The organism is methanotrophic endosymbiont of Bathymodiolus puteoserpentis (Logatchev) (assembly GCF_900128525.1).
Taxonomy (GTDB): domain Bacteria; phylum Pseudomonadota; class Gammaproteobacteria; order Methylococcales; family Methylomonadaceae; genus Methyloprofundus.
The window spans coordinates 1-12,263 of the sequence record NZ_FQTQ01000202.1 but is presented as its reverse complement, the minus strand read 5'-3'; the positions used below and the strand labels follow the sequence as shown (position 1 = coordinate 12,263).

The 12,263-nt window shown below is 38.5% G+C and carries 7 protein-coding genes and 1 pseudogene; 4 read left to right on the top strand and 4 right to left on the bottom strand.

What is annotated here, in order from left to right:
- Positions 1–211: 211 nt before the first annotated feature.
- Positions 212–1,339, bottom strand: a complete 1,128-nt coding sequence (locus BQ7314_RS14760) for a sensor domain-containing diguanylate cyclase (protein WP_174484456.1) — start codon at positions 1,337–1,339, stop codon at positions 212–214.
- A gap of 87 nt (positions 1,340–1,426) precedes the next feature.
- Here BQ7314_RS14760 and ligA point away from each other — a divergent pair, with 87 nt between their 5' ends.
- Entirely contained in the window at positions 1,427–3,430 is a 2,004-nt protein-coding gene (ligA, locus tag BQ7314_RS14755; RefSeq protein ID WP_425356657.1) for an NAD-dependent DNA ligase LigA, read from the top strand.
- 67 nt (positions 3,431–3,497) lie between these two features.
- On the opposite strand, the gene BQ7314_RS14750 is transcribed toward ligA, so the two are convergent.
- From BQ7314_RS14750 to BQ7314_RS14740, 3 genes are all read right to left on the bottom strand, one after another.
- On the bottom strand, positions 3,498–5,375 hold the full coding sequence (locus tag BQ7314_RS14750) for a cytochrome c peroxidase (protein WP_174484454.1): 1,878 nt from the start codon (positions 5,373–5,375) through the stop codon (positions 3,498–3,500).
- Positions 5,376–5,440: 65 nt separating this feature from the next.
- Complete coding sequence (mtoX, locus tag BQ7314_RS14745; protein ID WP_174484453.1) at positions 5,441–6,817, bottom strand: methanethiol oxidase; 1,377 nt, start codon at positions 6,815–6,817, stop codon at positions 5,441–5,443.
- Between the two features lie 146 nt (positions 6,818–6,963).
- Positions 6,964–7,236 carry a DUF4242 domain-containing protein gene (locus BQ7314_RS14740; protein ID WP_174484452.1) on the bottom strand — a complete coding sequence of 91 codons (273 nt, stop codon included), beginning with the start codon at positions 7,234–7,236 and terminating at the stop codon, positions 6,964–6,966.
- A gap of 440 nt (positions 7,237–7,676) precedes the next feature.
- Here BQ7314_RS14740 and BQ7314_RS14735 point away from each other — a divergent pair, with 440 nt between their 5' ends.
- The 3 genes and pseudogenes from BQ7314_RS14735 to BQ7314_RS14720 all read left to right on the top strand — a co-directional run bounded on the left by BQ7314_RS14735 (position 7,677) and on the right by BQ7314_RS14720 (position 12,151).
- A complete protein-coding gene (locus tag BQ7314_RS14735) occupies positions 7,677–9,083 on the top strand; it encodes a two-component system sensor histidine kinase NtrB (protein WP_217423857.1) in 1,407 nt (468 codons plus the stop codon).
- Positions 9,080–10,296 (top strand): annotated as a pseudogene (locus tag BQ7314_RS14730) (HDOD domain-containing protein). The gene BQ7314_RS14735 and the pseudogene BQ7314_RS14730 overlap by 4 nt, the downstream one beginning before the upstream one ends.
- Before the next feature lie 247 nt (positions 10,297–10,543).
- Positions 10,544–12,151: an HD domain-containing phosphohydrolase gene (locus tag BQ7314_RS14720; RefSeq protein ID WP_174484448.1), complete on the top strand. Its 1,608-nt coding sequence runs from the start codon at positions 10,544–10,546 to the stop codon at positions 12,149–12,151.
- The last annotated feature ends 112 nt before the right edge of the window (positions 12,152–12,263 follow it).

Below are 12,263 nucleotides of genomic sequence, written 5' to 3'. Positions count from 1 at the left end.
AAAGTTGCAGAGGGTTTTAAAGAGTCAATGCGAATTGTATTTGATGAGCACCTGAGGCAATGGAATTATACTGCCATTCCTGACGCAACAACTTTATAAGTTGCCTAAGTTATTTCATGCACATTCCTAAAGAAGGTAAGTCATATTACCACGTAATCATACTCTGGCAATATGACAAATATATTCAAATAACTGAAGTATCAAGCTTTATTTATTTAAATAAATTAGCCAAAGCTAAATGGCCTGGTATCGCCCCAGCAGAAACGACCTTATCTCGGCCACTATTTTTTGCCTGATATAAAGCTTCATCAGCCTGGTGTATCAAATCAGCGCCTATTTCAGCCGAGCTTAAATGAGATCGCTTAGAAGGCCGGTAAGTTGCACTACCAATAGAAATTGTCACTGAAATAGTTTTATTTTGAGTTTCTACCACCAATGCTTTAATTTTTTTTCTAATTCTTTCAGCAATATCTACCGCTATTGCTTCATCAATATTGGCTAATAAAGCGACAAATTCTTCACCGCCATAACGTGCTAAGACATCATTATTACGTAGCTGCTCACGTATTATACTGGCCACAGCAACTAAAACTTGATCCCCTGCTTGATGCCCATAATTATCATTAACCTTCTTAAAAAAATCTATATCCAAAAAGAAACAGGATAATAACTCAGAACTACGCTGTACACGGTCGATTTCTTCGCCTAATCGTTGTTCAAGAAAGCGCCGGTTATTGACACCGGTTAAGGTATCAATCAGGCTAGTTCGTTTCATCATTTCATAATTCAAATGATTTTCCAGACAAACACTAACGACGGATGTCATATGTTCAATAAAGTCTGTTGCCATCGTATCTGAAAAACGCTCAGCAGTTAAACTCCCCATACTTAATGCCCCCAAACATTGGCCACGACGCACCAAAGGAATAACGGCTACACTCACCGGCTGTTCATTTGCAGCAAAAAAACTAGCACATTTAGGGCTTTTAAATCTACCCAAATAAGGACTATTCGTGTCACCAAAAGCCCCTTGCAAATCTTCATTATCATCCAAGAAAATAAGTTGTGGGTTTTCCTTTAATGCAAAACCATCTTCTTGTAAAAACTTTTTTAGTTCATCCTTTGCATCTACTAAACAAAAACCAATATAATCGAGGTCAAAAAAATCTTGAGCATGTAAAACATATTCAACCATTTCTGCTAAAGAATTAAGGTCAAGCAATCCTCTTTCAAACATTTGAAAACGTCGTAGCGTGGTACTATTAAAATGCACACGATCTAACATGCCATCCAAATGACTCTGTAAGACCAGCAAATCGGTTGTTAAGTCTTCTTCCAAGGTATTTTCTCAACAATTAAAATCAATAGGTCTAAGGTTAGCAGTTTCTGAAAAGAAAACGCAACTATTTATCAAATGAATCAATCAATCGCTCAAAAAATATCTGCACTGCGTCAAGAAATCAAGAGACATAATTATAATTACTACACACTCGATGCGCCAACTATCACTGATGCAGAATATGACCGACAAATTAAAATATTGCGTGAATTAGAGGAAAAATACCCTGAATATGCCACGCCTGACTCACCTAGCCTATCGGTCGGTGGCCCTGTACTCGATAATTTCAATAAAGTAACTCATAAGTTACCTATGCTGTCCTTAGGCAATGTTTACTCAAAAGAAGAGTTAGTAGAATTCGTTGAGCGCATTCAGAAACAACTAAAAAATCCCCAACCACTCTTATTTTGCGTAGAACCCAAACTCGATGGACTCGCTATTAGCCTTTTATATGAGCACGGTAAACTAGTTCAAGCAGCCACTCGTGGTGATGGTACGATAGGCGAAGATGTTACCTATAACGTTAAAACCATAAAAAATATTCCACATACATTGAAAGGCAACAGTATTCCTAGGCGTTTAGAAGTGCGTGGCGAAGTCGTCATGCCAATTGCTGAATTTCATGCCTTTAATCAACACGCTATAGCGCAGCAAGAAAAAACCTTTGTTAATCCACGCAATGCAGCAGCAGGCAGTTTACGCCAGCTTGACTCCAATATCACAGCACAAAGACCCCTAGCTTTTTATAGTTATGGCCTGGGTATTATAGAAAATGGTTCCTTAGCCAATAGCCATTATCAACGCTTACAACAACTTAAAGCTTGGGGCTTACCATTAACTAAAGAGATTACGCTTGAAACCGGCGCGCAAGGTTGCTTCGAAGCTTATACTCGGCTGTTACAAAAACGTCCAACATTACCCTATGAAATTGATGGAATTGTCTATAAAGTTGATGATATTACATTGCAAGAACAACTGGGGTTTATTGCCCGCTCACCACGATGGGCGACTGCGCATAAATTTCCAGCGCAAGAAGAACAAACTCGTTTACTCGACGTAGAATTTCAAGTAGGTAGAACCGGTGCCATTACTCCCGTTGCTATTTTACAGCCTGTATTTGTTGGCGGTGTTACCGTCAGTCGCGCCAGCCTGCATAACGCCGATGAAATAAAACGCTTAAATATCAAAATTGGCGACACAGTGATTATCAGACGAGCAGCTGATGTCATCCCTCAAATTATCAGAGCCTTACCCAGCACATCCGGCGAGCAAAGCCGAGAAATCATATTCCCCACAGCCTGCCCTGTCTGCGGTTCAGAAATAGAACGTATTAAAGATGAAGCTATCGCGCGCTGTACTGGTGGTCTATATTGCGCCGCACAACGCAAAGAAGCGATAAAATATTTTGCTTCACGTAAGGCTATGAATATTGACGGTCTCGGTGAAAAAATAGTTGAGCAATTAGTTGATGAAAACTTAATTCATACGCCTGCTGACTTATTTCATTTAACAGCGGAACAATTAATTCCTTTAGAGCGTATGGCAGAAAAAAAAGCTAACAAGCTAATTGCTGCTATTAGTCAGTGTAAAAGCACCACTTTTCCCAAGTTTTTACTGGCTCTTGGTATCCGTGAAGTTGGCGAAGCAACCGCTAGAAATCTTGCCAACTATTTTTTAACTCTCGAAGCTTTGCAACAAGCCAGCATAGAGGATTTACTTAAAGTTGATGAAATTGGAGATATTGTCGCGCAACATATCGTTACATTTTTCCGTCAAAAACATAACCAAGAAGTCATACAAGCCCTCTTAGATACTGGCATACATTGGCCGGAAATAAAAACCAAAGAACACCAAGCTCAGCCTCTCGAAGGAAAAACCTTTGTCCTAACCGGTACGTTAACACAAATGAGCAGAAACGAAGCCAAACAAGCCTTACAAGCTCTTGGTGCAAAAGTATCTGGCAGTGTTTCTAAAAACACATCTTATGTCGTCGCAGGCGAAGCAGCAGGATCAAAATTAACCAAGGCTCAGGAGCTGGGCATTACTATTTTGGATGAAACGGAAATGCTCAGTTTATTAGGCTCACTGTAACTATCGTGACCAAGTAAAACAAGACACTTTCTTAGGCCTACGTCTCTATTCATGTCCATTCCCTTAACTAATTTCCTACAGGTGCTGCATAAGCATCTGCAACCAACTCTGACACGTTGCTTCCCGTTAATGCGTGCAAAAATGCAACTAATTCACCCATCTCTGTCTCAGTTAAATTTAACGGTTTAATAAGAGGGTCTAAAGTCTCATTGCCCACACCACCTTGGTTATAAAATCGAATCACTTCCTCTAAACTTGATAAGGAACCGTTATGCATATACGGCGCGGTTAAAGCGATGTTTCTTAAGCTGGGGGTTTTATATTTCCACCTGTCCTGTGGATCTTGAGTGATTTCGTAACGTCCTAAATCGTTTGCTTTAGTTTCGCTAATAACCGATAAATCCTGACTGTCTACCTCTATAAAAACACCGGGAGCAACTTGTACTGTTTGTTTTTCTGGTTCTTTATGCATCGATTCACGATAGCCAATTCCGGTATTATGTAACTGATTATCGGTAAATAATGCAAAGCCTTTATCCAAGGTATGACAATGACTACAGCCCGCTTTACCCGTAAAAACCTGATAGCCCTGCTTGACTGCATCACTAACCGCATCGCTTTTGTTAGCAAAAAACCACTGATCAAAAGCGGAATTTGCTGAATTCAAGCTGCGCTCATAACTAGCGATAGCCTGACCGATATTTAACATATCAGGCTCTTTAGCAAAACTTTTTTCAAACAAGCCCTCATAGTCAGCTAATGACTTTATTTTATCAACCACATAGCCAATAGAAGGATTAGCCATTTCATTATGTGCTAATAGAGGCGCCCAAACTTGTTGCTCCAGACTATTTTCACGACCATCATGAAAAAGCATCGTGGCATAAGCGATATTATAAATTGTTGGACTATTGCGCCGAACGCTACGCCCTTCTATACCAACGGCTGTTGCCATTTCGTTACTACTAAAACCCTGCTCTGGAATATGGCACATCGCGCAAGAAAAGGTATTATTTAGTGATAAACGACGATCATAAAAGAGCTTTCTGCCTAATGCTATTTTATCTGCTGTTATCAGGTTATTTTGCGGCACTGGCAAAGGCGGTAAGCCTAGCGGTAGTTGTTGCGTATTCGCATATAAATCAGCGGCCTTTCCTTGACGTTGATTTAAAGCAATCGACTGTGTTTGGTAACCCAGCTGTGCATAGTTCTGTTTATTATCGCCTGCTTGAAACAATGCATTGTCTGCGCTCACGACTGTAGGTTTTTGCGTATGGGCTTCACTTAATAAGGTTTTAACATCATTAATTAAGGTATCGGCATGTAGAAATGAAACACTGTAAATATTACGCACTTGCTTATCAGTATCAATCAAATACACGCGTAAAATATGCGAAAAAGTGCCGGTAAACTCACCTTTTTCATCGTACACTTTCTGAATACTTTGCTGGTACTGATCCAATATCGGTTGTAATTTTTGTTCTGATTGCGTAGTTAAAAATTGCCAATCAACCTTGTCGCTGATAAAGCTTTGCGCATACTCACGCATCGCTTCAGGCGTGTCATGTTCAGGATTAAAGCTTAAAGTCAGTAGGCGTAATTTTCCAGCCAGTTCAGGTTCATTTTGCAAGTGTCGTTTAATCTTATGAAAAACCATCGTTGCTAACGGACAGCCATTGACATCACTACAGGTCGAATAGATAAAGCTGAGCAAAACAATTTTATCCCCCATTAATTCATGCAAATGGACTAGCTGCTTAGCCGTGGTCAATACCTCGCCATCAGCGGCCTTATCAATAATAGGTAAGCTATAGCTCGCAACGGTAGGTGCATTAAAAGTTAAGGGACTGTAACCCGGCGCTAAATTGGACTGTGCTGGCTCAGCAGACAAATTAGCAGCACTAAACATCCCAGCCATGAATAGAGCAATGAATATTTTCATCATTATATTTACCCATTGTTGTGGGAGCGGCTTCAGTCGCGAATAAAGCCGCTCCCACATATTTAGTATTACGGGTTCAATTTAGCCAATAAACCAACGGGCTTTTCAGGTGATTTACTCGCATACAATGAATAAGCACCAAAACGCATTTGGTGCGCACGGCCTAATTTTTCTTTAATAAAGTCAATAGAAAATTTTTCTGTTAATTTTTTGCCATCCCAGCTGAATAATTTTAAATACTGCTCATTATCTGCGCCTTTTTTATCCCAATTAGACAACAGTGAAGAACTGTAATACAAACGTTTGCCATCCCAGCTAGATGAAACCATATTCACTTGTTTACCAATTTTTTGCTCAAACACTTGCTTAGGGTTAAATGGATCAGAAATATCAAAACCACGGGTTTTGCCATCCATAAAGGTATTCACCCATAACATTTGGTCATCACTTTGTATGGAAATATCCACAGGTAAAGGAATTTTGCTTGGGTCACCAATATCCGCCACTGCTTTAGACTGCCATTGACCTTTATCATCTTCATAAATCAACCAAATTTTTGAAGTCAATGCTGTCGTCGTAAAGCAATAATTATGATTTGGATTCCATGCACAACGAATTTCTAGCGGTGCACCCGGTACATCAAAGATTTTTTTCGGCTGACGGGCATGTAAATCCCATTGCACAACCGTATTACCAAAGCGTTTCATAGCTTCACCATCACCCAACATTTTGCCAAAATCCATCATATAATTTGACCAGCCAGTGAATGAAGAGCTGAACATTGCATTGCGTCGTGGTAAAACACGCACATCATAGCCATAGCCATCAGCATACGAGCCAGTTTTAACCGCGCCACGTAAATCACCATCTGTTGGCGTCCAATGGGTAACAATATGCTCGCCTTTATTGCTGTATTCGACCATTGCCGTACGCCCGCCATGATCTTTATTATTAGATAAGCCGGTAATCATCATTCGACCTGGTAGAGCATAAGTTGTATGTGGGCCGACAACGCCGCCACTTTTACTGACGAAATCCTTAATCACTTTAGTTAATTTAGGTTTAGCTGGATCCGTATGTACATCAAAAATAAAAATTTTATTGGTATCTAAACCCCCCGCCCATAAATATTTACGGTCATCTGTAAAACCAGAGTGATGCGCTTCGTTGCGCCCCCCCACCGAAAGACTATTAATGACTTTGCCATAGTTTTTTGACTTGGGATTAACATCTACAGTCACTAATTTATCTTGCTCATCACCGAGACCTTCCATACCCAAAGTCCAGACATAAACAAAGTCTTCTTGACCAACAATCTTAGCCATATACGGTGATTGACAGGTTTCATCGGCTTGAATGGGTGCCGAAATAAGCAAGCTGCTTACCGTAAAAGCACAGGCTTTAAGCAGTGTTTGCCAGCTATTAATAGATTTTTTTGTGTTCATTATTCTTCCTCGTTTTTGTTTATTTTTTATTATTATTTATCTGATGCTACGCAATCTTTAAAATTAACAATACTGTAGAAGGGACTTTTAGCCGCGACTTATATGAAATCGCGGCTAAAAGTCCCTTCCACAATAATTTGTACTCTTTATTCTCCTGTAGTTGGATCAATAATCGTTTTAATTTCAGCAATAGAGTCAGCAGGGAACTCACCTTTTTCTGCATGCTCTCTTACTGCCGCTTCATTCGGTGCAATATAAACACAATACACCTTATCAGCGGTTACAAAACTTTCTAACCACTGTATTTGCGGCCCCATTTCATTCAGCACACAACATGATTTCTGAGAAATTTGTTGTAAATCACTCGCTGTTAATTGGCCAGCACCGGGGATATTTCTCTCAATAATATATTTAGGCATATAAAACTCCTAGTTGACCAGTCATATTAAAATGGTCGTTTAAAAAAATAGTAGAATTACTTTAAAAATTATACTGCATAAGTATACGCTTATTTAGATCAATTGTACTCATCTATAAAATAATCACCTAATAAAGTATCAAGCTACTTATGATAGCAGCATAAAGACCTGACAAATTTACTTCAAAAACTTAAGATTTCATCTATACTTTAACAAATCATGGTCTATATTTAGGGGGTGCCATGTATATAGCCCCCCCTATTTAATTATCATTAGGTGAAAGTATTTGAAATGCATAAAATAACCGTTTTTTAGTTGCGACACCACTTAAATTTTACCATAAATCATTATTGAGGAACTTCAGTATAAAAATGCTTCAACCTTACTTTCACAAAATATTAAACGCACCTTTTTGTTTTATACCGCTTGTATCAGTGCTAGTGGGACTATTATTTCCAGTAAGTGCCATTATCTTTCTGTTATTTTACACTCAACAAACCTTATCCCTTACGACAATTCAGCAGTTACATCACACTCAGCCTTTACTCACTATTATTTGGTTAGCCCCTATAGTATTAGGTGCTTTTGGTTATATCTTAGGTAAGTTTGTAATAATAATAAAAGCACAAATCGAAAGTGAAAATAACCAAAAAACCACCTTGGAAACTATATTTAATACCGTTGCAAGTGCTATTATTTCCATCGACCAAAAAGGTTTAGTGACCAATTTCAATAAAGCAGCTGAAAGAATTTTTGGCTATACTGCCAGTGAAGTTATCGGGAAAAATGTAAAAATTTTAATGCCTGAGAAAGTTGCTAGCCAACATGATCAATATATAAAAGATTACTTAATATATAAGCAAGAAAGAATTATCGGTAAGCAAAGAGAGATTGAAGCACGGCACAAGGATGGAACTCTCTTTCCTGCCACATTAAGAGTGAGTAAACTAAAGATAAAAGGCATCCTTCACTTTACCGGTGTAATTGATGATATTAGCGAAACGAAAAACATCATGGCTCAACTTAATCAAGCTCAGAAAATGGAAGCTATGGGCCAGTTAGCTGCTGGAGTTGCACATGAAATAAACACACCTATACAATATATTGGTGATAATTTACATGCACTAGAGGCAAATTGTACTGATTTGCAGGCTTTAATTTTAAAAAGTAGGCAGAAATTCTCTGAATTCTCAGCAGACTTGCAGCAGGAATGGAATGAGTGGGAAGAACAATTCGATATCCATTTTATTCTACAAGATACCCCTATTGCCATCCAACAATCCTTAGATGGCATAGAAAAAGTAGCTGGAATCGTACAAGCTATGAAAGTTTTCTCGCATACTAATAACCAGTCCACTTCCTTTGCTAATCTAAATGAAATACTGAAAAATACGCTCATTATCAGCAAAAATGAATATAAATATATTGCTGATATTGAAACCAATTTTGCCAGCGACTTGCCGGATATAGAGTGTTATGGCAATGAACTCAATCAAGTACTACTTAACTTAATCATTAATGCAGCTCATGCCATCGAAGAGAAAAAATCAGGGCGAGGCTTAATAAAAATTACCACAGAAAAACAACAAGACACTATTTATATCAACATACAAGATAATGGAATAGGTATTCCTAAAGCCATACAAGACAAGGTTTTTAACCTCTTTTTTACTACCAAAGAGGTGGGTAAAGGAAGCGGACAAGGTTTAAGTATTGCCCATAAAATTATTGTCGAAAAACACCAAGGACAGTTTTACTTTGAGTCTACAGAAGGAGAAGGTACAATTTTTCACATTATATTACCTCTTAGCCTAGCTAAAACGAATACCCCTTACTTAGAGCAATGACATTAAAAAATATTTTATTTGTCGATGACGATATCAATGTAACCAATGGCATGAAACGCTCACTGAGGCGTGAGCGTGATAAATGGAGGACATTTTATGCTATATCTGGTAAAGAAGCACTCCAGATCATGGGGCAAAATCAAATCGACTTAATCGTAACCGATATGCTAATGCCAGATATGCGCGGTGATGAGCTATTACAACAAGTCGCAGAACACTACCCAGCAACAGTTCGTATTATACTCAGTGGCTATGCAGATGAAGCTACCTTAAAAAATGCAATGAGAGTCGCTCATCAGTATCTAAGCAAACCCTGTAGTTTAGAGTTATTAAAAGAAACCATAGCTCAAGTTTTCAAAATTCAGGCATGTATCTATAACCCTCTCATTATCAGTAGTGTAGGCGATATTAATCAACTGCCTAGCTTACCTAGTATTTACCATCAATTAAAACAAGAAATTAGCAACCCCAATAGTACATCACAAAGCATTGCTGATATTTTTACACATGATATTGCGCTATCAGCTAAACTTCTACAGCTTGTAAACTCCTCTTATTTTGGGCTTAACCGAAAAATTTCTAATTTAGTTGAAGCCGTTAATTTGATAGGAATTACGCAAGTCACTAGTTTAGTACTGAATACCTTTATTAAAGAGTCTTTTGCTGTGCACAACAGTAAATACTCTCTTTATTTGGACTCTATCTCTAGTGACTCACTACGCATTGCAGCGCTAGCCAAGAAAATCTCCTTTGCTGAAAACCAGCAAGAAGATCGACCTGATCAAGCTTACCTTGGTGCACTACTACATAACATGGGTTTGTTAATTTTTATGTCTAAATTACCTGAAAAGTTCGATGCGCTACTTACAGAGTTGGAACAATCAGAGTCCCCGTAATCGAATTGGAAAAACAAATTTTTGGCTTTACACGTGCTGAAGCTGGTGCTTATGTGTTGGGGCTATGGAAAATACCACCCAGAGTTACTGAATCTATTTTATTGCAATTCACCCCAAATGAAACCGAATATAATGGTGTCAATGCTCTCACGGCTGTACATGTTTCAGCTGCGCTGCTAAAACCAGCGACTACACAGAAAAATGAACGTTTGTTTGATATACGTCTTGATACTGCATACCTTGAACGCATTGGTAAACTTGATCGTTTACCTACTTGGGAGAAATTAGCTAAAAAGGTTGCTCAACATGATGATTAATTAGTTTAATTACACTAAAAATTAGCCTTCAGTCATTGACACCTCTGTTCGTTTAAAATTATTAACTTGACCGGCTCTATCTACTCTTTTACACCACTGCCATTAAAGTTAAGAAAACAGGTAGAATGTGCTGAGGGACGAAGTGCATCGTTTACAGCTGATGCGCTTCCTATCGTCAGCACATCCTACAGCAAATTGCTTAACTTAATGGCAGTGACCCTTTTAAGCCACTAATAATCGACCCTATATGAATCAGTACCCAATAAGTCAAAAAGTTCTTTGTGTTGACGATGAACGTAGATTGCTGGATGGCATTCGGCGCCAATTACGTAAAGAATTTACTATTGAAATCGCAGAAAGTGCGCAGGAAGGCCTACAAATTTTAGCTTCTGAGGGGCCTTTTGCTCTAGTCATTTCTGATTACAATATGCCAGGTACAGATGGCATTCAATTCCTTAACCAGGTCTATACCTTATACCCAGAAACGGTATTAGTCATGCTAACGGGTAGAGCTGAATTGGACATTGCTATAGAAGCATTACACAAAGGGCATATATCACGCTTTTTGAACAAGCCCTGCCCAAAAGAGGTATTGACGCAAACCATCAACGATGCCTTAGAACAATATCGGCTGATTCAGGCTGAAAAACAGCTACAAGCTGAGCTAGAAAAAAGTAATCATAAATTAAATGAACTTAATAATCATTTAGAAGATTTGGTTAAAATACGTACTCAAGCTTTAACGACTCAATATCAATACGTCAGTACTTTAGCGCAATTGGAATCTTCGTCGCAAATTGCTAACGCTTTAATCAAGGCGGTGCAAACAATAGCTCAGACAGACGATATTGCGTTATTTCTAAACCAAAATGATAAAGCAGGCGTATTTCTGCCCCACCTCGATCTAGCCAAAAAATATAAATTGCTTCCTATAAGCCAAGAAGACCAGCAGCAAGGCATTATTGCTCAATGTCTACATAGTAAAAAAACAATATTTATAGATCCTGATATTGAACTTTCTGTCATTGATCAAAAACTTTTTATTGGTACAGCTCGTGCATGTATCCCTTTAGAGGCGGATAAACGTATTATTGGCTTATTAAGCATCAGTACCAGCAATAAGGTTCAACTTGATAAAATTCAGATCAGCACCATTCAAGCTTTAAGTAATACCAGTGCAACTGCATTAATGAATCACTGGCACTTGGAAATACAAACAGAATCACAAGATGCGATTATTACCGCTTTAGCCAAACTATCTGAACATAAAGACCCAGAAACAGGCGCACACTTACTGCGTTTAAAAGAATACTGCGCATTACTTTGTCAATGCATGGCTCGCTCAGGAAAATATCAAAACCTTGTGACCCCCGAATTTACCAAAGATTTAGTAAGATCCTCCCCCTTACATGACATAGGAAAAGTCGGCATAGCAGATGTAATCTTAAGAAAACCTGGAAAATTAACTGAAGATGAATTTTCTATCATGAAAACTCACGCAAATATAGGTGGTGATACCTTACGCTCTGTGTATGATCGCTACAGCTCACAATCTTTTATCAAATGTGGCATGGAGGTTGCATATTGTCATCATGAAAAATGGGATGGATCGGGTTACCCACAAGGCTTACGAGGCGAAGACATTCCTCTTACTGCCCGCATATTAACCGTAGCCGATGTCTATGATGCTTTGACAACACGGCGAGTCTACAAGCCACCTTTTTCCAGAGAAAAAGCTAAGGAAATTATTATCACAGGTAGTGGCCAGCATTTTGATCCCGATGTAGTCCTTGCTTTTATCGACAATGAACCACTTTTTCATAATATTGCAAAATCTATGGCTGATAATACCTAAGTTAGCATGCCATCCGGTTTAATTTGTCAGCACATATAGCTTAGGAATGTGCATGAAATAACTTAGGCAACTTATAAAGTTGTTGCGTCAGGAATGGCAGTATAATTCCATT